At 67.1% G+C, this 24938-nt stretch carries 23 protein-coding genes and 2 riboswitches; of the genes, 13 read left to right on the top strand and 10 right to left on the bottom strand.

Translation table 11 applies throughout. From position 1 onward, the window contains the following. Positions 1 to 14 precede the first annotated feature (14 nt). The 6 genes from KKQ75_RS09285 to gshA all read left to right on the top strand — a co-directional run bounded on the left by KKQ75_RS09285 (position 15) and on the right by gshA (position 6665). Positions 15 to 1304: an NAD(P)/FAD-dependent oxidoreductase gene (locus KKQ75_RS09285; RefSeq protein ID WP_213361747.1), complete on the top strand. Its 1290-nt coding sequence runs from the start codon at positions 15 to 17 to the stop codon at positions 1302 to 1304. Positions 1305 to 1348: 44 nt separating this feature from the next. Next, positions 1349 to 1558 carry a YgaP family membrane protein gene (locus KKQ75_RS09280; RefSeq protein WP_213361746.1) on the top strand — a complete coding sequence of 70 codons (210 nt, stop codon included), beginning with the start codon at positions 1349 to 1351 and terminating at the stop codon, positions 1556 to 1558. Positions 1559 to 1586: 28 nt separating this feature from the next. Further along, the gene (trxC, locus tag KKQ75_RS09275; protein ID WP_213361745.1) at positions 1587 to 2021 is read left to right on the top strand and encodes a thioredoxin TrxC; all 435 of its coding nucleotides are present in this window, start codon (positions 1587 to 1589) and stop codon (positions 2019 to 2021) included. Between the two features lie 4 nt (positions 2022 to 2025). Beyond that, on the top strand, positions 2026 to 3405 hold the full coding sequence (locus tag KKQ75_RS09270; protein WP_213361744.1) for a TolC family protein: 1380 nt from the start codon (positions 2026 to 2028) through the stop codon (positions 3403 to 3405). Between the two features lie 160 nt (positions 3406 to 3565). After that, positions 3566 to 4909, top strand: coding sequence for a TIGR03862 family flavoprotein (locus KKQ75_RS09265; protein WP_284069728.1), 1344 nt, complete (start codon positions 3566 to 3568; stop codon positions 4907 to 4909). Between the two features lie 211 nt (positions 4910 to 5120). After that, positions 5121 to 6665 (top strand): glutamate--cysteine ligase, encoded by a 1545-nt coding sequence (gshA, locus tag KKQ75_RS09260; protein ID WP_213361743.1) that lies wholly within the window; start codon positions 5121 to 5123, stop codon positions 6663 to 6665. Positions 6666 to 6711: 46 nt separating this feature from the next. Here the strand turns inward: gshA and KKQ75_RS09255 are convergent, their stop codons facing one another. The 9 genes from KKQ75_RS09255 to gcvT all read right to left on the bottom strand — a co-directional run bounded on the left by KKQ75_RS09255 (position 6712) and on the right by gcvT (position 17688). Beyond that, entirely contained in the window at positions 6712 to 7080 is a 369-nt protein-coding gene (locus KKQ75_RS09255; RefSeq protein ID WP_213361742.1) for a Na+/H+ antiporter subunit G, read from the bottom strand. Beyond that, positions 7077 to 7355 carry a K+/H+ antiporter subunit F gene (locus KKQ75_RS09250; protein ID WP_213361740.1) on the bottom strand — a complete coding sequence of 93 codons (279 nt, stop codon included), beginning with the start codon at positions 7353 to 7355 and terminating at the stop codon, positions 7077 to 7079. The genes KKQ75_RS09255 and KKQ75_RS09250 overlap by 4 nt, the downstream gene beginning before the upstream one ends. Next, a complete protein-coding gene (locus KKQ75_RS09245) occupies positions 7352 to 7843 on the bottom strand; it encodes a Na+/H+ antiporter subunit E (RefSeq protein WP_213361737.1) in 492 nt (163 codons plus the stop codon). Before KKQ75_RS09245 ends, KKQ75_RS09250 begins: the two co-directional genes overlap by 4 nt. After that, positions 7840 to 9633: a monovalent cation/H+ antiporter subunit D gene (locus KKQ75_RS09240; protein ID WP_250131055.1), complete on the bottom strand. Its 1794-nt coding sequence runs from the start codon at positions 9631 to 9633 to the stop codon at positions 7840 to 7842. Before KKQ75_RS09240 ends, KKQ75_RS09245 begins: the two co-directional genes overlap by 4 nt. Further along, a complete protein-coding gene (locus KKQ75_RS09235) occupies positions 9630 to 9974 on the bottom strand; it encodes a Na+/H+ antiporter subunit C (protein WP_213361736.1) in 345 nt (114 codons plus the stop codon). Before KKQ75_RS09235 ends, KKQ75_RS09240 begins: the two co-directional genes overlap by 4 nt. Continuing rightward, entirely contained in the window at positions 9974 to 12919 is a 2946-nt protein-coding gene (locus KKQ75_RS09230; protein ID WP_213361734.1) for a monovalent cation/H+ antiporter subunit A, read from the bottom strand. The genes KKQ75_RS09235 and KKQ75_RS09230 overlap by 1 nt, the downstream gene beginning before the upstream one ends. Before the next feature lie 225 nt (positions 12920 to 13144). Next, entirely contained in the window at positions 13145 to 16036 is a 2892-nt protein-coding gene (gene gcvP / locus KKQ75_RS09225) for an aminomethyl-transferring glycine dehydrogenase (RefSeq protein WP_213361731.1), read from the bottom strand. Between the two features lie 82 nt (positions 16037 to 16118). Continuing rightward, on the bottom strand, positions 16119 to 16490 hold the full coding sequence (gene gcvH, locus KKQ75_RS09220; RefSeq protein ID WP_213361728.1) for a glycine cleavage system protein GcvH: 372 nt from the start codon (positions 16488 to 16490) through the stop codon (positions 16119 to 16121). Between the two features lie 76 nt (positions 16491 to 16566). Further along, a complete protein-coding gene (gcvT, locus tag KKQ75_RS09215; RefSeq protein WP_213361726.1) occupies positions 16567 to 17688 on the bottom strand; it encodes a glycine cleavage system aminomethyltransferase GcvT in 1122 nt (373 codons plus the stop codon). Between the two features lie 53 nt (positions 17689 to 17741). Beyond that, positions 17742 to 17853: riboswitch (glycine riboswitch) on the bottom strand. Positions 17854 to 17865: 12 nt separating this feature from the next. Further along, positions 17866 to 17971: riboswitch (glycine riboswitch) on the bottom strand. A gap of 158 nt (positions 17972 to 18129) precedes the next feature. Between gcvT and KKQ75_RS09210 the strand changes: the two genes are divergently transcribed. From KKQ75_RS09210 to KKQ75_RS09190, 5 genes are all read left to right on the top strand, one after another. Further along, positions 18130 to 18831, top strand: a complete 702-nt coding sequence (locus KKQ75_RS09210; RefSeq protein ID WP_213361724.1) for a class I SAM-dependent methyltransferase — start codon at positions 18130 to 18132, stop codon at positions 18829 to 18831. Positions 18832 to 18884: 53 nt separating this feature from the next. Continuing rightward, entirely contained in the window at positions 18885 to 20210 is a 1326-nt protein-coding gene (locus tag KKQ75_RS09205; protein ID WP_213361722.1) for an NAD(P)/FAD-dependent oxidoreductase, read from the top strand. Between the two features lie 18 nt (positions 20211 to 20228). Continuing rightward, complete coding sequence (locus KKQ75_RS09200; RefSeq protein ID WP_213361721.1) at positions 20229 to 20582, top strand: hypothetical protein; 354 nt, start codon at positions 20229 to 20231, stop codon at positions 20580 to 20582. A 65-nt stretch (positions 20583 to 20647) separates the two neighbouring features. Next, positions 20648 to 22360, top strand: a complete 1713-nt coding sequence (locus tag KKQ75_RS09195) for an AAA family ATPase (RefSeq protein WP_213361720.1) — start codon at positions 20648 to 20650, stop codon at positions 22358 to 22360. A gap of 228 nt (positions 22361 to 22588) precedes the next feature. Then, on the top strand, positions 22589 to 22813 hold the full coding sequence (locus KKQ75_RS09190) for a glycine zipper 2TM domain-containing protein (RefSeq protein ID WP_213361718.1): 225 nt from the start codon (positions 22589 to 22591) through the stop codon (positions 22811 to 22813). A gap of 96 nt (positions 22814 to 22909) precedes the next feature. Here the strand turns inward: KKQ75_RS09190 and KKQ75_RS09185 are convergent, their stop codons facing one another. After that, on the bottom strand, positions 22910 to 23404 hold the full coding sequence (locus KKQ75_RS09185; RefSeq protein ID WP_213361717.1) for a YqaA family protein: 495 nt from the start codon (positions 23402 to 23404) through the stop codon (positions 22910 to 22912). A 176-nt stretch (positions 23405 to 23580) separates the two neighbouring features. On the opposite strand from KKQ75_RS09185, the gene dusB reads away from it, so the two are divergent. Then, positions 23581 to 24624, top strand: a complete 1044-nt coding sequence (gene dusB, locus KKQ75_RS09180) for a tRNA dihydrouridine synthase DusB (RefSeq protein ID WP_213361716.1) — start codon at positions 23581 to 23583, stop codon at positions 24622 to 24624. Positions 24625 to 24666: 42 nt separating this feature from the next. Further along, on the top strand, positions 24667 to 24918 hold the full coding sequence (locus KKQ75_RS09175; RefSeq protein WP_213361714.1) for a helix-turn-helix domain-containing protein: 252 nt from the start codon (positions 24667 to 24669) through the stop codon (positions 24916 to 24918). The last annotated feature ends 20 nt before the right edge of the window (positions 24919 to 24938 follow it).

Genomic DNA, 24938 nt, shown 5'->3' with positions numbered 1-24938 from the left:
TGAGGAGACAAACCATGGCCCACATCGTCATCATGGGCGCCGGCATCGGCGGCATGCCCGCCGCCTACGACCTGCGTGCGGCATTGCCGGCGCAACACAAGGTCACCGTCATCAGCGCGGTCGACTACTTCCACTTCGTGCCGTCCAACCCCTGGGTGGCGGTGGGCTGGCGCAAGCGCGAGGACATCATTCTGGAGATCGCGCCCCTGCTCAAGCGCAAGGGCATCGATTTCATTGCCAGCCCGGTCACGGCGATCGACGCCCCCGGCAACAAGCTGACGCTGGAAAACGGCCAGACGGTGGATTACGACTACCTGGTCATCACCACCGGCCCGCGCCTGGCCTTCGAGGAAGTGCCCGGCTCCGGCCCCAACGGCGGCTACACGCATTCCATCTGCACGGTGAACCACGCCGAGCAGTTCTGGGCCGATTACGAAAAATTCCTGCAGAACCCGGGCCCGGTCGTGATCGGCGCCATGCCCGGCGCCAGCTGCTTCGGCCCGGCCTACGAGTTTGCCTTCATCGTGGCGGCCGATCTGCGCAAGCGCAAGCTGCGCCACAAGGTGCCGATCACCTATGTCACCAGCGAGCCCTACATCGGCCACCTCGGCCTGGGCGGCGTGGGCGACAGCAAGAGCATGCTCGAGAGCGAACTGCGCAGCCAGGACATCAAGTGGATCACCAACGCCAAGACCACGCGTGTGGAAGAAGGCAAGCTGTTCGTGGACCAGCTCGACGACAACGGTGCGCTGGTGAAGCAGCATGAGGTGCCGTTCAAGCTGTCCATGATGCTGCCGGCCTTCAAGGGCGTGGATGCCGTGGCCGCCGTGCCCGAGCTGTGCAACCCGCGCGGTTTCGTGCTGATCGACGAGCACCAGCGCAGCAAGAAATACCCCAATATCTTCTCGGCTGGCGTCTGCGTGGCGATTCCGCCGGTGGAAGTGACGCCGGTTGCCACCGGCGCACCCAAGACCGGCTACATGATCGAGACCATGATCAGCGCCATCACCGAGAACATCGCCGCCGACCTGAAAGGCGAGAAGGCCGAGGCCACCGCCACCTGGAACGCCATCTGCCTGGCCGACATGGGCGACACCGGCGCCGCCTTCGTGGCGTTGCCGCAGATCCCGCCGCGCAACGTCAACTGGTTCAAGAAAGGCAAGTGGGTGCACCTGGGCAAGATCGCCTTCGAAAAGTACTTCATCAGCAAGATGAAATCGGGCAACACCGAGCCCATCTACGAAAAATACGTGCTGAAGATCCTGGGCATCGTGCGGCTGAACAAGCCCTCCGGTCCGGTCTGAGGCCTTCCGGTTTTCTTACTATCCATCCTCAAGGAGAACTCATCATGACATCCTGGCAACTCGTCCGTATGATCGGCGGTACCTTCATCCTGCTGTCCCTGGCACTGGGCGTGCAGGGCAGCCCGATCTTCCACAGCACCAACTGGCTGTGGTTCACCGCCTTCGTCGGCGCCAACCTGCTGCAGAGCGGCTTCACCAAGTGGTGCATGCTGGAAACCATTCTGCGCAAGCTGGGTGCCCGCCCTGGCAACTGAGAGCGCTTTTTCCGCAAAGGAGTCCATCATGCAAATCGTCTGTGCAGCCTGCGGCGCGAAGAACCGCGTCGCCGAAACCGATCTGGACAAGGAAGTCAACTGCGGCCGCTGCAAGGCGGAGCTGTTGCCGCGCCATCCGGTGGCGCTCACCGACGCCAATTTCCAGGCCTTCGTGTCTGGCACCGAAATGCCGGTGGTGGTGGATTTCTGGGCGCCATGGTGCGGCCCCTGCCGCATGATGGCACCGCAGTTTGAACAGGCCGCGGCACGCATGCCGCGCGTGCGTTTCGCCAAGCTCGATACCGAGGCCAACCAGCACACCGGTGCGGTGCTCGGCATCCGCAGCATTCCCACGCTCGCCCTCTATGTGGGCGGCCGGGAGGTGGAGCGCAAGAGCGGCGCCATGAGCGCGGCCGACCTGCAGCGCTGGATCGAGGGATCGCTGGCGCGGCACAAGGGATAAATTCATGCGTAGACAGACTTTGCTGGCCCTGATGCTGGCAGCCCTGGCCGGTGGCGCCCAGGCCACCACGGTCGACCTGCTCGAAGCCTGGAACGGCGTGCAGGGCCATGACCGCGAACTGGCCAGCGCGCGCCTGAACCATGCCGCCAGCCAGACCAAGCGCGACCAGGCCTCGGCGCTGTGGAAGCCCAACGTCATGCTCAGCGGCACGGCAGGCGCTGCCACCAGCGAAACCGAGATGAATGGTGCGGCGTTTTCCATGCCGGGCCAGCCCCAGATGACGGGGGTGAACTTTGCCACCTCGGTCACCGGCGGCAAGATGACACGCTGGGGCGTGCAGGCGCAGCAGCCGCTGTACAACCGCGGCCGCTCGGCCGGCAGCGCCCAATTGAAGCTGCAGGCCGATCTGGGCGACAGCGGCTGGCAGGCAGCGCAGATGGACCTGATGCTGCGCACCGCCCAGCGCTACTTCGACGTGGCGCTGGCGCAGGAACGCCAGCGCATCCTGGCGCACCAGCTGCAGGCGGTGCAGCGCTCGGCCGACGAGGCACACGAGCGCTTCCGCCTGGGCGACGTGGCCGTCACCGACAGCCACGAGGCCGATGCCGCGCTGGCCGGCCTGAAGGCACAGAAGGTCGCGGCTGACCTCGATCTGGACAACAAGCGCCGGATCCTGGCCGACAGCACCGGTGTGGCCCATCCTACGGCCATGCTGCCCACGCGCGTGCCCACGCTGGTGAGCGACAAGGCGCTGGAGCAATGGCTGCAATCGGTGCAGGGCGACAACCCGCAGCTGCGCATGCAGCAGATCGCCGCCGAAATCGCGCGGCAGGAAGTACGCAAGCACGATGCGCTGTCTTCCGTGACAGTCGATCTGGTGGCGCAGGCCGGCAAGGACCGTGTCTGGGGCAGTGGCGACTTCGGCCAGGCCAGCAACCGCAACACCAACTACATGGTGGGCGTGCAGGTGAACATTCCGCTCTATACCGGCGGCATGCGCAGCGCCAAGGAACGCGAAGCGATCGCCCTGGCCGACAAGGCCGAGGCGGATCTGCAACAGGCCCAGACCACCGTCGGCCAGCAGGCGCGCCTGCTGTGGAGCGCGCGCGAGGCCGATGCCGCCCGCGTGCGCGCACTGGAAGAGGCGCTCAAGGCGTCGGCTTTGCGCCTGGATGCAACCTATCTGGGCCGTGCCGTGGGCGACCGCACCACGCTCAACGTCCTGAATGCGCAGACCGATCACGCCAACACCGCACAATCGCTGGCCGAGGCCCGCGTTTCGGCGGTGATGAACCAGCTGCGCCTGGCCGCCATGACCAGCCAGCTCGACGAAGGCGAGCTGCGCCGCGTCAACGCCACGCTCAAGCCGGTGACGGCGCCGTAAGGGTCGCCGCATTCGCGCCTGGCGCGACCGGGCAGAGGGGACTCGTGCAGAGTCCCCTTGCATTTCCGGGCCCACTGGCAGGCGCTAGGCGTATCATTCGGGAGATGACTTCCCTGGCAGTGCCGGGCGGCAGCGCATTCCCATTCCAACGGCACCCCGTGTGACTTCCACTCCCATTCCCGAATCCTCCCCTCTGCCGGTCGCCATCATCGGCGCCGGTCCGGCCGGCCTGATGGCGGCCGAGCGCCTGTCCGCGGCCGGCGTGCCGGTGCATGTGTTCGATGCCATGCCCTCGGCCGGACGCAAATTCCTGCTGGCCGGCAAGGGCGGCCTCAACCTGACCCATTCCGAACCCTTTGCCGCCTTTGCCGCGCGTTACGGCCGGCGCCAGCCTCAGGTCGAGCCGCTGCTGCGTGCCTTCGATGCCGAAGCGGTACGCGCCTGGGCCGGGGGGCTGGGCGTGGAGACCTTTGTCGGCACCTCCGGGCGCGTGTTCCCCAAGGAGATGAAGGCCGCGCCGCTGCTGCGTGCCTGGATGCAGCGCCTGCGCCATCCGGCCTCCGGCGTGCCGGTGCAATTTCATATGCGGCACCGCTGGCTGGGCTTTGCCCGGCCGCCGCAGCCCGGCGAGGCGCTGGCGCTGTGCTTCCAGACCGCCAATGGCGAGCGCAGCGTACCGGCCGGGCGTGTGTTGCTGGCGCTGGGTGGGGCCAGTTGGCCGCGTCTCGGTTCGGACGGCCGCTGGGTGAAGCTGCTGCAGGAGCGGGACATCGCCCTGGCGCCGCTGTTGCCCGCCAATTGCGGCTTTGATGTGGCGCCGACCACGGCCCGCCAGGCGGAGCAGGGCACGGCACCCGCCGATGCCGCTCCCGGCGGCTGGTCGCGCCATTTTCGCGAACGCTTTGCCGGCCAGCCTTTCAAGGCGGTCGCCATCGACTGCGACGACGGTCAGGGCGGCCGCTTCCACCGCCGCGGCGAATTCGTCGCCACCGAAACCGGCATCGAGGGCAGCGTGGTCTACGCAGCCAGCCACCTGTTGCGCGATGCCATCCTGCGCAGCAGCCAGCCGGCCGAACTGCGCATCGACCTGCTGCCCGACCACAGCTTGGAGCAGGTACTGGCCGCCGTGCGCCATCCGCGCGGCAGCAAGAGCCTGTCCGGCCATCTCAAGAGCCGGCTGGGCCTGCAGGGCATCAAGGCGGCGCTGCTGTACGAGCTGCTGGACAAGGCCGCCATGCACGATCCCGAGCGGCTGGCGCAGGCCATCAAGGCCCTGCCGCTGCCCTTGGCGGCGGCGCGTCCGGTGGAGGAGGCCATCAGCAGCGCCGGCGGCGTCTGCTTCGAGGCGCTGGACGCGCAACTGCGCGTGCGTGCCCTGCCGCAACTGGCCTGCGCTGGCGAAATGCTCGATTGGGAGGCGCCCACGGGCGGCTATCTGCTCACGGCCTGCCTGGCCAGCGGCGTGGTGGCGGCCCAGGGCCTGCTGGAGCGGGAGGCTGCCTGAAATCAAACAACCCGCGCTCCGGCTCTGGCAAAAGCCGCGGTAGCCGGCAACCGCCACAAAATTCCGCGACAATCACTGACCCGTTTCGCTGCGAGCCGTTCCCGGCCCGGCCAAACCTGGCGCTCCGCAGTGGCGCGGCAGACGGAACAACCCGGTCCGGCAGGAGCGGACACAGGCGGTGCAGGCGCGGCCGCGAAACATAGGAATCTACATGGGTGCACTCGAACAACGGTTGAACACGATCACGGCGGACCGCCTGGCCGGCATGCTGCGCGGCGTGGAAAAGGAAAGCCTGCGCACGCATCCCGACGGCAAGCTGGCGCTCACGCCTCATCCGCAGGAGCTGGGATCGCCGCTCACCCACCCCAATATCACCACCGACTTCAGCGAATCGCAGCTGGAGCTTGTCACCGGCGTGCACGGCAGTGCCGAAGCCTGTCTGGACGAACTCGTTCGCATCCACCAGGAGGTGTACCGCGTGCTGGCGCGCCGCGGCGACGAAATGCTGTGGGTGGCCAGCATGCCCTGCGGCCTGCCCACCGACGAAACCATTCCGCTGGGCCGCTACGGCAATTCCAACGTGGGCCGTGCCAAGAGCGTGTATCGCATGGGCCTGGGCCACCGCTATGGCCGCCGCATGCAGATGATTTCCGGCATCCACTACAACTGGTCGCTGCCCGGCCTGGACAATGCCGGCTACTTCGGCCTGATCCGCAATTTCCGCCGCAACGCCTTCCTGCTGCTGTACCTGTTCGGCGCCTCGCCCTCGGTGTGCTCCAGCTTCGTCGACGGGCGCCAGCATCAGCTGGAAGTGCTGGCCGGCAAGACCATGTACCGCCCCCATGCCACCTCGCTGCGCATGGGGCGTCTGGGCTACCAGAGCGATGCCCAGTCCTCGCTGGCGGTGAGCTACAACGGGCTGGAAGGCTACGCTGCCTCACTGCACGAGGCGCTCACCAAGCCCTATCCGCCCTACGAGGCGATCGGCCTGCGCAATCTGGGCGGTGACTACAATCAGCTCGACACCAGCCTGCTGCAGATCGAGAACGAGTTCTACGGCACCATCCGTCCCAAGCGCGTGATCGCCGCCGGCGAGCGCCCGCTGCATGCACTGCGCGAGCGTGGCGTGCAGTACGTGGAAGTGCGCCTGATGGACCTGAACCCGTTCCTGGACGTGGGCATCGACGCCGAAACCATGCGTTTCCTCGACTTGTTCCTGCTGCATGCGCTGCTCAGCGACAGTCCGCCCGACACGCCGGAAGAGATCGCCGCGCTCAAGCACAACCAGCACCTGACAGCCGAACGCGGCCGCGAGCCCGGCCTGCGGCTGGAGCGCAATGGTGCCGAGGTGCTGCTGGTGGACTGGGCCGCCGAAGTGATGGCGGAACTGGCGCCGGTGGCACGGCATCTGGATGCCATCAAGGGCGGCACGCGCTATGCCGAGGCGCTGGCCATGGCCCAGGCGCGCATGGACGATCCTGCCAGCCTGCCCTCGGCGCGCGTGCTGCAGGATATTGCGGCCGGGGAGGGCAAGTCTTTCGTGGGCTTCGTGCGCCAGCGTTCGGCAGCCGCACGCGAGGCGCTGATGGCGCTGCCCTATCCGGTGGCCGAGCAGGCACGTTTTGCCGCGCTGGCGGCAGAATCCACCGAGGCGCAAAAGGAAATCGAAGCCGTGGACGAAATGCCGTTCGAGCAGTACCGCGCCTATTACGTTTCGCCCGACCGGCTCACGCCCGGCTCGGCGGCGGGCGCCTGACGAACCGGTCGGCGCAGGCGGCACGGCCCCTGCGGCCCGAATCGTCTCAGGGCGCGTCAGCGGGCGGATTTTTCGGCACCAGCGGCGGCGGCATGGCCGGATCGGCCTGCTGGCGCCGCCGGAACATGGCAGCACGCGCCAGCAGCACGGTGGTGATGGGCACGGTGATGGACAGCACCACCACGATGATCCAGCTGCGCAGCGCCAGGCCTTCCTGCACGATGCTGAAATAGATCGCCGAGGCCAGCGCCGCGCTCCAGGAGGCGGCGGTAAAGCCCAGCGCGGGCGGGTGCATGCGCTGGAAAAAATCCTTCAGCCGCAGCACGCCCCAGGCAGCCAGCAATGCCGAGATGCCGCTGATGACCAGCAGCACGGCCAGCGTCCACTCGGCCCACAGCGGCAGCGTGACGTTCATTCGATCACCTCGCCGCGCAGCAGGAACTTGGCCATGGCGGCCGAGCTGACGAAGCCCGTGAGCGCAATCAGCAGCGCCGCCTCGAAATACATGGCGCTGGTGTTGCGGATGCCGAGCACCAGCACGGCCAGGATGGCGATGCAGTACAGGTAGTCCAGCGCCAGCACGCGGTCCTGCGCCGAGGGGCCGACGAGCAGGCGCCACAGCGTGAGCACGGCGGCGATGCCGAAGCAGGCCAGCGCAAAAATCAGGGCGATGTGCAGCACGGGGCTCATTGGTAGATCTCCAGCAGGGGCGCCTCGTAGGTGCTCTTGTAGTGGGCGATGAAGGCGGCTTCGTCCTGCACGTCCCATACATGCAGGCGCACGGCGCTGGCGTCGCGCGCCAGCTCGCACCAGACGGTGCCGGGCACCACGGTGGTGATCATGGCCAGCGCTGCGAGGGCGGTGGGGTCGCGCAGTTCCAGCGGAATGGTGACAAAGGCGCTTTGTGGCTGGCGCCGGCGCAGGCGCAGCACGCCGCTGCCGACCTGCAGGTTGGACAGCAGCACGTCACGCCCCACCACCAGGATCAGCTGCAGCACCCGCAGCGGGCGGCGGATGCGCGGGCGCTGCGGCCGCAGCGAGGCAAACAGCGGCGGCAGCAGCAGGCCGAACAGCAGCGCCAGCACGGTGTGCCCGATGGACAGCGGCTCGTTCAGCAGCAGCCACAGCACGACCAGGGCGGCCGACAGCAGGGGAGCGGGAAACAGGCGGCGCATCATGGCAGGCTCCTCCCGGCCGCAGCCGGGGCCGGCGCGGGAGCATGAGGCCGGGCCGGTGTCTGCAGCGCAGCCGCGGCGGGTGCCGGTACGGCCAAGGAGGACGGCGGCGGCTTGAGCGGCCCGGGCGCCGGACGCACCGTGGCCGCCATCACGGCATCGACATAGCCATCCGGCTGGTGCAGCCCATGCGCGGTGCGGTGGGTATAGCCCAGCACCGGCTCGGCGCGCACCACCAGCAGCAGGCAGAGCAGCAGCAGGAAGGAGATCGGCAGCGACTCGATCACGCGCAGGCGCGGGGCCGGCCGGTCCTGCGGCGCCCAGAAGAAACGGATGCCGGCGCGGCTGAACGCAATCAGCGCCAGCAGGCCGGACAGCACCAGCAGGATCAACAGCGCCCAGCCGGCCGGGCGGATGCTGGCCACGCTTTCAGTCAGGCCATAGGGGTTGAACAGGGCGGTCAGCATGGCGACCTTGCCGATGAAGCCGGACAGCGGCGGCAGCCCGGCGATCAGCAGTGCGCAGGCGATGAAGGCCGCGCCCAGAAAGGCCATCGCGGCCGGAATGGCGCGGCCGATCAGCGCGTCTTCCTGCTCGTCCAGGTTGGTGTCCTGCTCGTGCAGCAGCATGTCGATCGGGAAGGGCAGCGGCTCGTCGTCCAGATCGGCCGGCGGCAGCGGCTCATCCGCCTCGCGCGAGCGCTCGACCAGATCGGTGATCAGGAACAGCGCGCACAGCGCCAGCGTGGAACTCATCAGGTAGTACAGTGCCGCGCCGGTGAGCGTGGAATGGCCGAAGCCGAAGGCCGCCAGCAGCGTGCCCGAGGACACCAGCACCGAAAAACCGGCCAGCCGGCCGATCTGCTGCGAGGCCAGCATGCCGATGGCGCCGAAACCCAGCGTGAGCAGGCCGCCCCACACCAGCACCTCGCTGCCGAACATGGCCGAGCCTTCCGCGGTAGGCGGGAACAGCAGCGTCCACAGCCGCAGCAGCGCGTACAGGCCGACCTTGGTCATCAGCGCAAACAGCGCAGCCACCGGCGGGCTGGCAGCGGCATAGGCCGGGGTGAGCCAGAAGTTGAGCGGCCAGACGGCGGCCTTGGTCAGAAAGGCCACGGCCAGGATGGCGGCGCCGGCATGCAGCAGGCCGCGGTCGGTAGTCGGAATCTGCGGGATCTTTGTTGCCATGTCGGCCAGGTTGAGCGTGCCGGTGATGCCGTACAGCAGCGCCGCGCCCAGCAGGAACATCAGCGAGGCCATCAGGTTCAGCGCCACGTAGTGCAGGCCCGAGCGCACGCGCGGCCAGCCGGTGCCATGCAGCAGCAGGCCGTAGGAGGCCGTCAGCATGATCTCGAAGAACACGAACAGGTTGAACAGGTCGGCCGTGAGGAAGGCACCGTTCAGGCCCATCAGCTGCAACTGGAACAGCGGGTGGAAATGCACGCCCGCCTTGTCCCAGCCTGCGGTCGAGAACAGCAGCGAGGCCGAGGCCACGATGGCGGTGATCAGCAGCATCATGGCGGTGAGCCGGTCGGCCGCCAGCACGATGCCGAAGGGCACCGGCCAGTTGCCCGGCAGGTAGACACCGACGGCGCCGGTGCCGCCGCTCTCCTTCACCCAAGCCAGCAGCACGATGGCCACGCCCAGGCCGAGCGCGGTGGAGAGCACGCCCAGCAGGCGCTGGCTCTGCGGCATGCGGCGTGCCAGCATCAGCATCAGCGTGGCCGTGAGCATGGGCAGCAGGATGGGCGCGGCGACCAGATGCGGCATCAGGGTATCGATCCAGCCGTTCATGCCTCGTCCTCCTCGCCGTCGACGTGGTCGGTATCGGACAGGCCGCGCGCAGCCAGCAGCAGCACCAGGAACAGCGCGGTGGTGGCAAAGCCGATCACGATGGCGGTCAGCACCAGCGCCTGCGGCATGGGATCGGTGTAGTTCTCGAGCGTGGGCTGCAGCCAGGACAGCACGATGGGCTCGCGCGCGATCGACAGGCTGCCCGACACGAAGATGAACAGGTTCACCGCATACGACAGCAGCGACAGGCCGATGATGACCTGGAAGGTCCGCGGGCGCAGCACCAGCCAGGTGCCGGAGCCGGCCAGGATGCCGATCACGATGGCCATCAGGATTTCCATCAGCGGCCCTCCTCGCGTGCTGCGGCGCGCACGGCGTCGTCCACTGATTCGGAGGTGGCGCCCGGATCGCGTACCGGCTTGCGCTGGCGACGGATCGACTGGTGGGCCAGTGCCGTCAGGATCAGCAGCGTGGCGCCCAGCACCACCGAGAACACGCCAAGGTCGAAGAACAGCGCGCTCGGCAGGTGCATGGCGCCGAGCAGCGGCAGCTCGAAGTGCGCGGTGTGCGTGGTCAGGAAGGGGTAGCCGAACAGCAGCGAACCCAGTCCGGTGAGCAGCACCAGCGACAGGCCGACGGCGATCCAGCGGCGCAATTGCAGGTTGAAGCGGGCCTCGACCCAATGCGTGCCGGCCATCATGTACTGCGTGATGAAGCCGATCGCCATGACCAGACCGGCGACGAAGCCGCCACCCGGCTCGTTGTGCCCGCGCATGAACAGGTGCACGGCCAGCATGGCCGTGACCGGCAGCAGCAGGCGCGAGAGCACGGCTGGCACCAGCAGGTAACCCACGGCCGTGTCATGCGCTTTGCGCGGGTTGACCAGGTCGGTCTGCAGATCGAGCGGGGTGGCGCGCTGCTGGGCGGGCGCCTGCAGGCTTTCCAGCGGCGGGCGGAAGCGCCGCAGCAAGGCATAGACGGTGAGCGCCACGATGCCCAGCACCACGATCTCGCCCATGGTATCGAAGGCACGGAAATCGACCAGCATCACGTTCACCACGTTGGTGCCGCCGCCTTCGGGCAGTGCGCGTTCCAGGAAGAAAGGCGAAATGCTGTAGGGGGCGGGGCGTGTCATCAGCGCATAGGCCAGGCCGGCAAGTCCCAGTCCGGCCAGTACCGACAGCACCAGGTCGCGGCCACGGCGCAGGCGGGCGCGCAGCGGAGTGCGGTCGCCCAGCGGCTGGCGCTTGGGCATCCAGCGCAGGCCGAGCAGGAACAGGATGGTGGTGACGACCTCGACTGCCAGCTGCGTCAGCGCCAGATCCGGTGCCGAGAACCAGACAAAGGTCAGGCTGGTGGCCAGGCCGGCACCGCCCAGCATCAGCAGCGCGGCCAGCCGGTGGAACTTTGCCTGCGTCGCCGCGCCGATGGCGCAGGCCGCGCCCACCACCCAGATCAGCACAAAATCCCAGCCAAGCGGCACGCGCGGGCGGTTGCCCCAGCTCAGGCCGGAAGACCAGAGCGAGGCCGTGATGGCCGCCATGCCCACCAGCACCAGCAGCAGCATCTGCGGCTGCAGCCGGCGCGTGTACAGGGTGCGCTGCACCTTGCGCGCGCCCAGCGCCAGCAGGGCCAGCACTGCCTCGAAGCTGCGCTGGCCGTCGAAGCGGCCGAACAGCGGAATGCGCTTCCAGCGCTTGTCGCGCAGCGGCTTGCGCAGCAGGAACCAGATCGCCGTGCCGCCGCTCATGGCGATCAGGCTCATCATCAGCGGCGCGTTCAGGCCATGCCACAGCGCCAGGCTGTAGGCAGGCATCGGTCCGCCCACCACCGGCTGCGCCGCCATGTGCAGCAGCGGGCCGATGACGGCGGCCGGGGCCATGCCCACGGCCAGGCACAGCAGCACCAGCAGCTCGATCGGCACGCGCATCCAGCGCACCGGCTCGTGCGGCTCGCGCGGCAATCGCGTGGCCGCCGGGCCGAAGAACACATCGACCACAAAGCGCAGCGAATAGGCGGTGGCAAACATCGAGGCCACCATCGCGGCCAGCGGCAGCGCCAGCTCGACCCAGGGCAGCGATTGGATGTAGACCGTCTCGGCAAAGAACATTTCCTTGGACAGAAAGCCGTTGAGCAGCGGCACCCCGGCCATGGCGGCGCTGGCCACCAGCGCCAGCGTGGCGGTGACCGGCATGGCATGGCGCAGGCCCGACAGGCGCCGGATATCGCGCGTGCCGCTTTCGTGGTCCACGATGCCCGCGGCCATGAACAGCGAGGCCTTGAAGGTGGCGTGGTTGATGATGTGGAACACCGCCGCCACGGCCGCCAGCGCGCTGTTCAGCCCGAGCAGCAGCGTGATCAGGCCCAGGTGGCTGACGGTGGAGTAGGCCAGCAGGCCTTTCAGGTCGTTCTGGAACATGGCCAGATACGCGCCCAGCAGCAGCGTGGCGAGGCCGGCCGACGTAACCAGCCAGAACCAGGGCTCGGTGCCGGCCAGCACCGGCCAGAAGCGCGCCAGCAGGAACACACCGGCCTTCACCATGGTGGCAGAGTGCAGATAGGCCGATACCGGCGTGGGGGCCGCCATGGCGCGCGGCAGCCAGAAGTGGAAGGGGAACTGCGCGCTCTTGCTCAGCGCCCCCAGCAGGATCAGCACCAGCAGCGGCTTGTACAGCGTATGCGACTGCACGCGCGCGCCTGCGGCCAGCACGGCATCCAGATCGTAGCTGCCCACCACATGGCCGAGCAGCAGCACGCCGGCCAGCAGCGCCAGGCCGCCGGTGCCGGTCACCGTCAGCGCCATGCGGGCGCCGCGCCGGGCATCCTTGCGGTGGTGCCAGTAGCCGATCAGCAGGAAGGAGAACAGGCTGGTCAGCTCCCAGAAGAACACCAGCTGCACGATATTGCCCGACAGCACCACGCCCAGCATGGCGCCCATGAAGGCGAGGAAAAAGGAGAAGAAGCGCGGAACCGGATCATCGCGCGACATGTAGTAGCGCGCATACACGGCGACCAGCATGCCGATGCCGGTGACCAGCAGGGCGAACATCCAGGCAAAGCCGTCCACCCGTACCACGAAGTTGACGCCGATCGACGGCAGCCAGCGCAGCTCCTCGCGCAGCACCTCGCCCGCGGCGATGTCCGGGTAGAGCAGACCGACCTGCACGAGGGCAGCCAGCGCCACCAGCGCGGCCCAGCTGGCAGCGGCGGTACGGGCGTGCGTGGGCAGCAGGGCCGCCACGGCGCTGCCGATGAAGGGCAGCGCGAGCAGGAACAGCAAGGTCATGCAGGCTGAAAGGAAATCGCGATGGGGTGGGCAGAAGCGCCCGGGATGGGGCCATCCGCCTTATGAGTTGCGGAAGGTATAGCTTTGATTCTAATGAAAAATCGTCATGAAGCCGGATTTTCCGGCATAAAACCTGCGATTTTCCCGGCCATGAAAAACGGCCTGCAGGATGGGCTCCCGCAGGCCGTCAAAGCCGGCACCGCCGCAGGGCGTGCCGGGCAGGGCTCAGTAGTCCGACAGCGGAATGCAGCTGCAGAACAGGTTGCGGTCGCCGTAAACGTTGTCCACGCGGCCAACCGGCGGCCAGTACTTGTTGCCCAGGGTCACGCCGCTGCCCGGATGGATGGCGGCGCCTTCCTCGCGGCTGTACGGGTGCTTCCACTCGGCATCCATCAGGGTCCTGGCCGTGTGCGGTGCATTCTTCAGCGGGTTGTCGTCCTGCGGCCACTCGCCGCGCTCGATCTGGCGGATTTCCTCGCGGATGGCGATCATGGCATCGATGAAGCGATCCAGCTCCTCGCGCGTTTCGCTTTCGGTCGGCTCCACCATCAGCGTGTTGGGCACCGGGAAGCTCAGCGTGGGGGCGTGGAAGCCGTAGTCCATCAGGCGCTTGGCCACGTCCTCGGCCATCACGCCGCTGGTGTCCTTCAGATCGCGCAGATCCAGAATGCACTCATGCGCCACATGGCCGTTGGCGCTGGCGTACAGCGTGGGGTAGTGGTCCTGCAGGCGCTTGCTGATGTAGTTGGCGCTCAGGATGGCGGCCTCGGTGGCATGCGTCAGGCCGTCCGGGCCCATCATGCGGATGTACATCCAGCTGATTGGCAGCACGGCCGCGTTGCCATAGGGCGCGGCAGAGACGGCACCCACGCCACTGTGCACACCGGCGGTAGCGTGGCCGGGCAGGTAGGGCACCAGGTCTTCCACCACGCACACCGGGCCGACGCCCGGACCGCCGCCGCCGTGCGGGATGCAGAAGGTCTTGTGCAGGTTCAGGTGGCTCACGTCACCGCCGAACTCGCCCGGAGCAGCCACGCCGACCAGCGCGTTCATGTTGGCGCCGTCCACATAGACGCGGCCGCCATGCTGGTGCACCAGCGCGCACAGTTCCTTCACCTGGGTCTCGAACACGCCGTGCGTGCTCGGGTAGGTGATCATCACGCAGGCCAGATTGGCGCTGTGCTGCTCGCACTTGGCGCGCAGATCGTCCAGATCGACGTTGCCGTTGCTGTCGCAGGCCGTCACCACCACCTGCATGCCGGTCATCATGGCGCTGGCAGGGTTGGTGCCGTGGGCAGAGGACGGGATCAGGCAGATGTTGCGGTGGCCCTGACCCTGCGCTTCATGCCAGGCCTTGATGGCCAGCAGGCCGGCGTATTCGCCCTGCGAGCCGGCGTTGGGCTGCAGGCTCACGTCGGCATAGCCGGTGGCCTGCGACAGCCACTGGCGCAGTTGCTGGTCCAGTTCGGCGTAGCCGGCGAGTTGCTCGGCCGGGGCGAACGGGTGCAGATTGGCGAATTCGGGCCAGGTGATCGGGATCATCTCGCTGGTGGCGTTCAGCTTCATGGTGCAGGAACCGAGCGGGATCATGCTGCGGTCCAGCGCCAGGTCCTTGTCGGCCAGTGCGCGCAGGTAGCGCAGCATGCCGGTTTCGGAGTGATAGCGGTTGAACACCGGGTGCTGCAGGTAGGCGCTGTTGCGGCGCAGGGCGGCGGGGATCAGATCGGGCGTGCCGGCTTCCAGGGCCTCCACCGTGGGCAACGCCTGACCGTCTTTGGCGAAGATGGTCCACAGCAGGGTCAGGTCCTCGCGCGTGGTGGTTTCGTCCAGCGAGATGCAGAGGTAGTCGCCCCAGGCGGTGCGCAGGTTGGCGCCATGCTGGCGTGCCTTTTCCGCGATGGCGGCGGTCTGGTCATCGGTCTTCAGGCACAGGGTGTCGAAGGCGCTGTCCTGGTGGAAGGCGCTGTAGCCCAGCTGCTGCAGGCCGGCCTTGAGGATGGCGGTGTAGCGCGCCACGCGCTCGGCAATGCGCTTGAGGCCCTGCGGGCCGTGGTAGACCGCGTACATGCTGGCGATGACGGCCGGCAGCACCTGCGCGGTACAGATGTTGGAGGTGGCCTTCTCGCGGCGGATGTGCTGTTCGCGCGTCTGCAGCGCCAGGCGGTAGGCCGGGTTGTCGTGCGCATCCACGCTGACGCCGACCAGGCGGCCGGGCATGGAGCGCTTGTAGGCATCGCGGCAGGCCAGATAGCCGGCGTGCGGGCCGCCTGCGCCCATGGGCATGCCGAAGCGCTGCGTGGTACCGACCACGATGTCGGCATCCATCTCGCCCGGCGACTTGAGCAGGGCCAGCGCCAGCAGGTCGGCTGCCATGATGAAGGCCGCCTGCTTGCCATGCACGGTGGCAACGTCGGCACTCCAGTCATGCACCCAGCCGCTGCTGGCGGGGTATTGCACCAGCGCGGCGAAGTAGTCGTCCTGTGCCAGTGCCTGCACCCATTCCTCGTGCGACTGCACCAGCTGGACCTGCAGGCCCAGCGGCGCCGCGCGCGTCTGCAGCACCTCGATGGTCTGCGGGTGCACGTCGCCGGACACGATCATCACGTTGCCCTTGGCCTTGACCGAGCGCTTGGCCAGCGTCATCGCCTCGGCGGCGGCAGTGGCCTCGTCCAGCATGGAGGCGTTGGCGATCGGCATGCCGGTCAGGTCGGTGATCATGGTCTGGAAGTTGACCAGCGCCTCCATGCGGCCCTGGCTGATCTCGGCCTGGTAGGGGGTGTAGGCGGTGTACCAGGCCGGGTTCTCCAGGATGTTGCGCAGGATCACGCCCGGAATATGGGTGCCGTAATAGCCTTGGCCAATGAAACTCTTGAAGATCTGGTTCTTCTGCGCGATCGCCTTGAGTTCGGCCAGAGCCGCGGCCTCGGTGGTGGCAGGTGGCAACTGCATGGCGCTGGTGCGCGCAATGCTGCGCGGCACGATGGAGTCGATCAGCGCCTGGCGCGAGGCCTCGCCGATGACGGACAGCATGTGCTGCTCGTCTTGCGGTGTGATGCCGATGTGGCGGGCGATGAACTCGCCGGCGTTTTCGAGGGAGGAGAGGGTGGACTGGGACATGCGTGGCTCCAGGAGACTCAATGCACGGCAGCGACCACGCCCGAAGCAAGGGGCGGGTCGCCGGGAAGGGCGCAGGGCCGGATCAGGCGGACTTCAGCAGTTCGTCGTAGGCGGTGCTGTCCAGCAGCGCGTCGAGCTGGCTGGCGTCGGACAGCTTGACCTTGAAGAACCAGCCGGCACCCAGCGGATCGCTGTTGATGGCGGACGGATCGTCCTGCAGTGCGGTGTTCACTTCGGTGACTTCGCCGCTGACCGGCATGTAGACATCGGCGGCGGCCTTGACGGATTCGACCACGCCGGCCACGTCCTGCTGGGCGTAGCTCTTGCCCACTTCGGGCAGTTCGACGAACACCACGTCACCCAGGGCGTCCTGGGCGTGCTGGGTGATGCCGACAGTGGCGATGTCGCCGTCGATCTGGATCCATTCGTGGTCGGGGGTGTACTTGATGGACATGCAAAAAGCTCCGGTGAGTGTCAATTTAATAAAGAAAGGGGTTGGCGCTGCCGGACTGCCGGCCGCGCCGCAGGAATCAGCCGCGGTAGTAACGCGTCGGCACGAACGGCATCCGGGTCACGGTCATGGGCACCGGCTTGCCGCGCACCATGGCAAACAGTTCGGTGCCTTCGGCCGCATAGTCGGGCTTGACGTAGCCCATGGCGATGGGCTGGTTGAGCGTGGGGCTGAGCAGGCCGCTGGTGACCTGGCCGACCTTCTGGCCGTCCATGTTCTGCAGCTCGGCCGGCTCACGCACCGGCACGCGCTCCCTGGCGATCAGGCCGACGCGCAGGCGCTCGGTGGGCAGGCGGCCGTCGAGCTGGGCCAGCACGAAATCGGCACCCGGAAAACCGCCCGCGCGCTCGCCGCCGGTGCGGCGCACCTTCTGCATCGCCCAGTTGATGGCAGCCTCGACCGGCGTGGTGGTTTCGTCCAGGTCATTGCCGTACAGGCACAGGCCGGCTTCCAGGCGCAGCGAGTTGCGTGCGCCCAGGCCCGCGGGCTTGACTTCGGGCTCGGCCAGCAGGGCGCGGGCAAAGGCCTCGGCCTGGTCCTTGTGCAGGGAAATCTCGAATCCGTCCTCGCCGGTGTAGCCGCTGCGCGTGACGAACAGCGGCACCTCGCCCCAGGCAAAGTTGCCGCCGGTCATGAACACCAGGCTTTCCACGCCGGGCGCCAGGCGCTTGAGCACGTCCACCGCCTGCGGGCCCTGCAGTGCCAGCAGTGCATGGTCGGGCATGGGGGTGATGGTGCAGCGATCGCCGATCTTCGCCTGCATGTGGGCCAGATCGTTCACCTTGCAGGCACCGTTCACGATCACGAACAGGTCCTCGCCGGTGTTGACGAACATCAGGTCGTCCAGAATGCCGCCGGCCTCGTTGAGCAGCAGACCGTAGCGCTGCTTGTTCACGCCCAGGCCCTGCACGTCCACCGGCATCAGCCTTTCGAACGCGGCTGCGGCGTCGGGGCCGGACAGGCGCAACTGGCCCATGTGCGATACGTCGAACAGGCTGGCGGCAGTGCGGGTGTGCTGGTGTTCGGCCATCAGGCCGGCATATTGCACCGGCATGCTGTAGCCGGCAAAAGGCACCATGCGGGCGCCGAGTTCGAGGTGCAGCGCGTTGAGCGGGGTGAGGTACAGGTCGTCAGAGGCCATGGCGTCTCGCTTTCAAGGAAATAGGACAGGCAGCAACGGGCCGACACCCGCTGCGGGGCCGCGCTGTCCACTTTACCTGAGAGATTCGCCACCGCGATCGGCCGCTTGCTCCTTCGGTGGCAGGCATTGCCGTGGCAACGCTCCGCACTCTCCAGCACGACACACTCTCCTTGCGGAAAGTGGCTGTCAGTCCTCGGTACCTGAGCGTTTCTGGCGGATCTTGCGTCCGCGCGCCTTCGGCGGCCTGCCCGCTAGGGGACTGGCGCTCTCCTGACAATGGCGGAATTATAAAAAGTTCAGACCAGTTTGCGGCAGAACGCTCCATGAAAAACAGCGAACAAGGGTTAACCCCAGACTCCATATTTCATTTGTCAATATAATGTAACTTATTGAAATCAAAGCTGTAAACCCTTTACAAAACGGGTTTGCGGCAGGCAGTGCATGAACGGTATGTCCTCTCCCCGCCAGCTCACCAACGAACTGATCCTGCTGAATGAACTGGTGCCGCTGCAGGCGCAGCGCATCATCGAACTGGGTTGCGGCAATGCGCGGCTGTCGCGCGACCTGCTGCGGCAGTATCCGCAATGTCATGTCACCGGGCTGGAGGTGGACCGAATCCAGCATGCGGCCAACATGGCCAATCCGGCCGAGCGGCTGGAGTTTGTCGAGGCCGGCGCGCAGGCGATTCCTGCGCCGGATGCCAGCTTCGATCTGGCCATCATGCTCAAGTCGCTGCACCACGTGCCGCTGGAGCGGATGGACGAGGCGATGGCGGAGATCGAGCGTGTGCTCAAGCCGGGCGGCTACTGGTATGTCTCCGAGCCGGTCTATGCCGGCGACCTGAACGAGCTGGTGCGCGTATTCAATGACGAGGGCACGGTGCGCGCCGCCGCGCAGGCGCTGGTGGACAAGGCGGCCGCCAACGGCCGCTGGGACCGGGTGAGCGATGTGTATTTCGACGTGCCGGTGGCGTACCGGGATTTTGCCGATTTCGAGCGCCGCATGGTCGACGTGACCTATGCCGACCGGCGCTTCGACGAAGCCACACGCATCAGGGTGCAGGCCCTTTTCGGGCCGCACATGACCGAGGAGGGGGCCCGCTTCGTGCGCCCCATGCACGTGACGCTGCTGCGCCGGCGCTGAAAGGCTCCGGCACCGGCAGCATGAGGTTTTGAGAAGAGGAAAGGGTGAAGACGATGGATAACAAGGTATCCAACCAAAGCCGCCGCAAGCTGCTGCAGGCCCTGGGCGCAGGCTCGGTAGTGGCCGGTGCAGCCAGCATCACGCAGCCGGCACTGGCCGCAAGCAAGATCAAGACCAATGCGCATATCGTCATCCTGGGCAGCGGCCTGGGCGGCATTGCCATGGCCAACCGCCTGAGCAGCATGCTCGACGGCGCGAAGATCACCATCGTGGACGGCAAGGAAGAGCACAACTACCAGCCGGGCTACACGCTGGTGGCTTCGGGCGTCTGGCCGATCGAGAAGGTGCGCGACCGCAATGCCGATTTCCACCCCTCCGGCATCACCTGGGTGAAGGAGATGGTGGCCGAGATCGACGCGCCCGCCAACACCATCACCACCGCTGGCGGCCAGAAGATCAAGTACGACTATCTGGTGGTGGCCACCGGCCTGGTGATGGACTGGAACCTGATCGAGGGCATGGACCTGAACGCCATCGGCAGCAACGGCCTGGCCAGTGTCTACCCGAGCCCGCAGGCCGCCGAAGCGACCTGGAAGGCCATGCAGGAATACGTCTCCAAGGGCGGCCAGGCCGTCATGACGCTGCCCGCCACCGCGCTCAAATGCGCCGGCGCCCCGCTGAAGATGACCTTCATGGTGTGCGACCGTCTCAAGCGCGCCGGCAAGCTGGAGCAGTCGCAGGTGATGTTCAAGTCCGGCGTGAAGAACATCTTCGGTGTCAAGGCCGTCAACGACAACGTGCTGGCGCGCTGGGAAAAACTCGGTGTCAGGACCGATTACGAAAGCAAGCTGGTGGGCGTCGATATCGGCGGCCGCAAGGCGTACTTCGAAACGCCGGCCGGCCGCGTCGAGCAGGCCTATGATTTCCTGCACGCCGTTCCGCCCATGCGTGCGCCGGACTGTGTCAAGAACAGCGACCTGGCCTGGAAGGAAGGCCCGATGGCCGGCGGCGGCTGGCTGGAAGTGGACAAGGCCACGCTGCAGCACAAGCGCTACCCCAATGTGTTCGGCATCGGCGACGTGAACGGCACGCCGCGCGGCAAGACGGCTGCCACCGTCAAGAAAAGCGCACCGCTGGTGGCCAACCACCTGGCGCGCGCCATTGCCGGCCAGGCCCCCGACCAGGTGTTCGACGGCTACACCTCCTGCCCGATGCTGGTGCGCGAGGGCTCGGCCATGCTGATCGAGTTCGACTACGACGGCAAGCTGATCCCGTCCCTGCCCATGATCGAGCCGCTGCAGGAAAGCTACATGGCCTGGCTCATGAAATACCGCCTGCTCAAGCCTGCCTATGTGGCGGTGCTCAAGGGCCGCGTCTGATCGGGAGGAGAACACATCATGTATGAAATCTGGCTGACTCTGAATATCCTGTGGGAACTGGGCATGACCATCCTGCCCTGGCTGATTGCCAGCGCGGTGATCTGGGCCGTGCTCATGCTGCCGGCGCTGCGCCGCCCGCGCGCGGCCTGGGGCCGCAACTTCTCGCTGGCCTTCTGGCTGGCGCTGCTGTTCGGCGCCTTCATCTTCGTCGTCACGCCGGCCTGGACCAAGGCGTCGTTTGCCGACATGGGCTACTGGATCGACTGGGGCAACCTGCTGATGATCGGCGTGGCCTGGGCGGCCGGTGCATTTGCCTTCCTGTGGCCGCTGCTCACGCTGCTGCGCGGAGGCGGCAGAAACTCGCTGGCCTGAGGCGCTGGCACAATGGACAGGCAGCCCCCTCGGCTGCCTGTTCTTTTTTTGCCGGACGCATTTTCATGACTGACCCCGTTTCCCGCGAGCTGGATCTGGCACAGGCCACCCGCATGGTGCAGGCCCTGCTGGAACAAATGCGCCGCCGCAGCGCGCATCCCGGGCAGGTGCAGTGCATCGAGACGCATATCTCCTGGGTGCTGCTGGCCGACGATCTGGCCTGGAAGATCAAGAAGCCGCTGCGGCTGGACTTTCTGGACTTCGGCACGCGCGCGCTGCGCCAGGGCTGCTGCGAGGAGGAGCTGCGCATCAACCGGCGCACCGCGCCGCAGCTGTATCTGGACGTGGTGCCCATCACCGGCACGCCGCAGGCGCCTGAGCTGGGCGGCACCGGCCCCCTGCTGGACCATGCGGTGCGCATGCGCCGCTTTCCGCAGGAGCAGTTGCTGAGCCGCCTGGTGCAGCGCGACGCGCTGACGCCGCAGCTGGTCGATGCTCTGGCGCGGCAGGTGGCAGCACTGCACGCGCAGGCGGGCCGGGCCACGCCGCTGGACAGCCACGGCCAGCCGCAGGCGATCCTGCGCGCGGTGGCAGAGAACTTTGTCACCTTGCGGCGTGTCTTGCCGGCAGGAGCAGGAGCAGGAGCGGTCGAGACGGCGAATGCCGCCTCCTCCTTCGGTGCACAGGGCAAGGCGCCAGTCCATGTGCGCCAGGAGGCCGCCATAGTCACACGCACGGACCTGCGCGCGCTGCTGCGCTGGACGCGCGACGAACAGCGGCGCCTGCGCCCCTTGCTGGCGCGCCGGCTGGAGCAGGGCTGGGTGCGCGAATGCCATGGCGACCTGCATCTGGGCAACCTGATGCTGCATGACGGGCAGCCGCTGCTGTTCGACGCCATCGAGTTCGACCCGGCGCTGCGCTGGGTGGATGTGATGGCCGACATCGCCTTTCTGGTGATGGACCTGCTGCACCGCGAACGCGCCGATCTGGCCTGGCGCGTGCTCAACGGCTGGCTGGAGCAGACGGGGGACTATGCGGGGCTGGAGTTGCTGCCGTATTTCATGACCTACCGCGCACTGGTGCGTGCCAAGGTGGCCTCGCTGCGGCTGGGACAGGCCGATGGCGAAGCGCGCGCACAGGCCGAGGCCGAGCTGCATGGCTATCTGCGCCTCGCGCGCCAATGCACGCAGCCGCGCCCGCGCTACCTGTGGATCACCATGGGCCTGTCCGGCTCGGGCAAGAGCACGCAGACGCAGGGCCTGATCGCCGAAACCGGGCTGATCCGCCTGCGTGCCGACGTGGAGCGCAAGCGTCTGTTCGGGCTGCGCCCGGAAGCGTCCAGCCGCGAGCTGGCCGAGGACATTTACACGCCCGAGGCCTCGCGCCGCACCTTTGCGCATCTGGCGCAGCAGGGGCTGAGCGTGCTGGCATCCGGTTTCCCGGTACTGGTGGATGCCACCTTCATCCGGCGCGAACTGCGCGACCAGTTCCGTGTGCTGGCGCAGCAGGCGGGTGTGCCGTTCGGCATCCTGGCCTTCGAGGCGCCCGAAGCCGTGCTGCGGCAGCGCATCCACCAGCGCCAGCAGCAGGGCGATGACGCTTCCGAAGCGGATGCGCAGGTGCTGGAGGGACAGCTGCAGGCGCTCGAACCACTGGCTCCGGATGAGATGGCCCACGCCGTGCGGGTGGACAGCACGGTGCTGGCGGACTGGCCCCGTTTGCGGGCCGAGGGTGCCCTGCGGGCCATCGGATTCGGCCCGCAGGCCGCCGCCGTGTAAGCAATCGCATCAGCCGTCGCGGGATGTATGTCGCTGCCGGCATGCTTGCCGCTGGCAGCTGCGGCGTTTGCCCGCAGCAAGCAGGCGAACGGACAGGCAGCGCCTGCATCCCGTACGCACACTTCTTGTTGCACGGCGGCCCGCACCGCTTCCTATGATGGGGCTGTACCGGTGCGGCTCGCCATCCAGCGTGCCAGGCCGGGCCGTGATACCCAAAGGAGAACCCTCATGCGCAAAACTCTCGCAATCCTGTCCCTGGCTTCGTTGGCTGCCCTGGCCAGCGGCTGTTCCACTTGGGACAACCTGTCCCGTGCAGAAAAAGGGGCTGTGATCGGCGCTGGCGCCGGTGCTGCCGTTGGCTCGCAAGTGGGCGACGGCAGTGCGCTCAATACGCTGGGCGGTGCGGCCGTCGGTGGCGTGATCGGACACGAAGTGGGTCGCCGCACCAAGTAAGCCTGCACGACGGGCCGGCTTCAGGCTCCCGCAATTTCGCTGCCCCCGCGACCGGAAACGGTCCCGGGGGTTTTGCCTTGTCCTCGCATCGGTGCCTCAGAACATCAGCCGGTGCATCCAGCTTTCCGGCACCGCCCACATCAGCAGCGCCGTCATGGTCAGGTAGCGCAGGAACTTGCCCGCCGCCATCCAGCCCATGCAGGGCCAGAACGGCAGCTTGAGCCAGCCCGCCACGGCGCACAGCGGGTCGCCGATCACCGGCAACCAGGCGAAGAAGCAGGCCTTGGGCCCGAGCCGCTCCAGCCAGCGCAGCGCACGCACATCGGTGCTGGAATGGCGCGCCTTGTCCACCGCCTTGTGCGCGCCCAGGCCCATCCACCAGCTCACCGCGCCACCCAGCGTGTTGCCGGCGGTGGCCACGAGGATGGCTGGCCAGAACAGGTCGGGATTGAGCTCTACCAGCCCGAACACCGCCGGTTCCGACCCCAGCGGCAGCAGCGTGGCAGAGACAAAAGCCACTACAAACACCGTGCTCAGCCCGTACCGGGGCAGCGCCAGCGCCTGCAGCAGCGAGGCAAAGAAGGCTTCCATGGCGCGCAGTATACGGCGCGATCTTGCATAAAAAATGGGCAGGTGTACAATAGCGGCCTTCCCGTATCCACATTGATTTCCAGCCGTTTCCCGCAAGCGGCTGGCGCAACGCATTTCCGCCGTTTTCGGCACCACTTCCCCTGCCGGCCCCTGTGGCCGCTGCTGACGCTTTCACCATGCAACTGGCCCAGTTCTCCCTGCCGAACCCCGTGTTCGTCGCCCCCATGGCGGGAGTGACGGACCGGCCGTTCCGCCAGCTGTGCCGGCGCTTCGGTGCCGGCCATGCCGTGAGCGAAATGGTCACCTCGAAAAAGGAACTCTGGAACAGCCTGAAAACCTCGCGCCGTGCTGACCACAGCGGCGAGCCGGGGCCGATTGCCGTCCAGATTGCCGGCGTCGAGGCTGCCGAGATGGCCGAGGCGGCGCGTTACAACATCGAGCGGGGCGCACAGATCATCGACATCAACATGGGCTGCCCGGCCAAGAAGGTCTGCAACAAGTGGGCCGGCTCGGCGCTGATGCAGAACGAAACACTGGCCATCGGGATCGTCGAGGCCGTGGTACAAGCCTGCGCGCCGCACCAGGTGCCGGTGACGCTGAAAATGCGCACCGGCTGGGCCCGGGATCACCGCAACGCCGTCAGCATCGCCCGCGCCGCCGAGCAGGCCGGCGTGGCGCTGCTGACCGTGCATGGTCGCACGCGCGAGCAGGGCTACAAGGGCGAGGCCGAGTACGACACCATTGCCGCCGTGAAGGCCGCCGTGCGCATTCCCGTGGTCGCCAATGGCGATATCGACAGTCCGCACAAGGCGGCCCGTGTGCTGGCACAGACCGGCGCCGATGCCGTGATGGTCGGCCGTGCCGCCATGGGCCGTCCGTGGATCTTCCGCGAGATCGCGCACTTCCTGGCCACGGGCGAGGAGCTGCCGCCCCCGCGCGTGGCCGAGGTGCGCGAGGCGCTGCGGGAGCATTTGCACGAGCACTACGGCCTGTATGGCGAATGGTCGGGCGTGCGCAGCGCGCGCAAGCACATCGGCTGGTATGTGGCGGCGCTGCCGGGCGGCGAGGAGCTGCGCCAGGCCATCAACCGCGTCGAGCAGGCCGAACAGCAATGGCAGCAGGTGGATGCGTGGTTCGCCCGGCTGGAACAGCAGCAGGAGTTTTTGACCCCTGTCAATCGGGCTTTCGGCCCGGTGGAAAACTGGCGCCAGGCGGCTTAAACTGCATAAAATTTAGTCAAGAAGAAAGAAATCGCGAATACCATGGCACATGAAAAACTGGAAGAGTGCGTACGCAGCAACCTGCAGCTCTATCTGGATGACCTGCAGGGCATTGAGCCCAGCAATATGTACGACATGCTGCTGCGCGTGGTCGAAAAGCCCATGCTCGAACTGGTGATGGAGCAGACGCGCAACAACCAGAGCCGCGCCGCCCAGTGGCTGGGCCTGAACCGCAACACCCTGCGCAAGAAGCTGGTGGAGCATGGCATGCTCACTACCAGCGTGCGTTCCTGATCGCCCCTGTTTCCCATTTT

Source organism: Brachymonas denitrificans (assembly GCF_907163135.1).
GTDB classification, from domain to species: Bacteria; Pseudomonadota; Gammaproteobacteria; order Burkholderiales; family Burkholderiaceae_C; genus Brachymonas; species Brachymonas denitrificans_A.
The sequence above is the reverse complement of the archived record's forward strand: the minus strand, read 5'-3'. Positions and strand labels throughout refer to the sequence as shown.

What these genes read in the sequence shown, in the direction of transcription:
- KKQ75_RS09285 (WP_213361747.1), top strand. Translation starts at nt 15, where the DNA reads ATGGCCCACATCGTCATCATGGGCGCCGGCATCGGCGGCATGCCCGCC.
- KKQ75_RS09280 (WP_213361746.1), top strand. Translation starts at nt 1,349, where the DNA reads ATGACATCCTGGCAACTCGTCCGTATGATCGGCGGTACCTTCATCCTG.
- trxC (WP_213361745.1), top strand. Translation starts at nt 1,587, where the DNA reads ATGCAAATCGTCTGTGCAGCCTGCGGCGCGAAGAACCGCGTCGCCGAA.
- KKQ75_RS09270 (WP_213361744.1), top strand. Translation starts at nt 2,026, where the DNA reads ATGCGTAGACAGACTTTGCTGGCCCTGATGCTGGCAGCCCTGGCCGGT.
- gshA (WP_213361743.1), top strand. Translation starts at nt 5,121, where the DNA reads ATGGGTGCACTCGAACAACGGTTGAACACGATCACGGCGGACCGCCTG.
- KKQ75_RS09255 (WP_213361742.1), bottom strand. Translation starts at nt 7,080, where the DNA reads ATGAACGTCACGCTGCCGCTGTGGGCCGAGTGGACGCTGGCCGTGCTG.
- KKQ75_RS09250 (WP_213361740.1), bottom strand. Translation starts at nt 7,355, where the DNA reads ATGAGCCCCGTGCTGCACATCGCCCTGATTTTTGCGCTGGCCTGCTTC.
- KKQ75_RS09245 (WP_213361737.1), bottom strand. Translation starts at nt 7,843, where the DNA reads ATGATGCGCCGCCTGTTTCCCGCTCCCCTGCTGTCGGCCGCCCTGGTC.
- KKQ75_RS09240 (WP_250131055.1), bottom strand. Translation starts at nt 9,633, where the DNA reads ATGAACGGCTGGATCGATACCCTGATGCCGCATCTGGTCGCCGCGCCC.
- KKQ75_RS09235 (WP_213361736.1), bottom strand. Translation starts at nt 9,974, where the DNA reads ATGGAAATCCTGATGGCCATCGTGATCGGCATCCTGGCCGGCTCCGGC.
- KKQ75_RS09230 (WP_213361734.1), bottom strand. Translation starts at nt 12,919, where the DNA reads ATGACCTTGCTGTTCCTGCTCGCGCTGCCCTTCATCGGCAGCGCCGTG.
- gcvP (WP_213361731.1), bottom strand. Translation starts at nt 16,036, where the DNA reads ATGTCCCAGTCCACCCTCTCCTCCCTCGAAAACGCCGGCGAGTTCATC.
- gcvH (WP_213361728.1), bottom strand. Translation starts at nt 16,490, where the DNA reads ATGTCCATCAAGTACACCCCCGACCACGAATGGATCCAGATCGACGGC.
- gcvT (WP_213361726.1), bottom strand. Translation starts at nt 17,688, where the DNA reads ATGGCCTCTGACGACCTGTACCTCACCCCGCTCAACGCGCTGCACCTC.
- KKQ75_RS09210 (WP_213361724.1), top strand. Translation starts at nt 18,130, where the DNA reads ATGAACGGTATGTCCTCTCCCCGCCAGCTCACCAACGAACTGATCCTG.
- KKQ75_RS09205 (WP_213361722.1), top strand. Translation starts at nt 18,885, where the DNA reads ATGGATAACAAGGTATCCAACCAAAGCCGCCGCAAGCTGCTGCAGGCC.
- KKQ75_RS09200 (WP_213361721.1), top strand. Translation starts at nt 20,229, where the DNA reads ATGTATGAAATCTGGCTGACTCTGAATATCCTGTGGGAACTGGGCATG.
- KKQ75_RS09195 (WP_213361720.1), top strand. Translation starts at nt 20,648, where the DNA reads ATGACTGACCCCGTTTCCCGCGAGCTGGATCTGGCACAGGCCACCCGC.
- KKQ75_RS09190 (WP_213361718.1), top strand. Translation starts at nt 22,589, where the DNA reads ATGCGCAAAACTCTCGCAATCCTGTCCCTGGCTTCGTTGGCTGCCCTG.
- KKQ75_RS09185 (WP_213361717.1), bottom strand. Translation starts at nt 23,404, where the DNA reads ATGGAAGCCTTCTTTGCCTCGCTGCTGCAGGCGCTGGCGCTGCCCCGG.
- dusB (WP_213361716.1), top strand. Translation starts at nt 23,581, where the DNA reads ATGCAACTGGCCCAGTTCTCCCTGCCGAACCCCGTGTTCGTCGCCCCC.
- KKQ75_RS09175 (WP_213361714.1), top strand. Translation starts at nt 24,667, where the DNA reads ATGGCACATGAAAAACTGGAAGAGTGCGTACGCAGCAACCTGCAGCTC.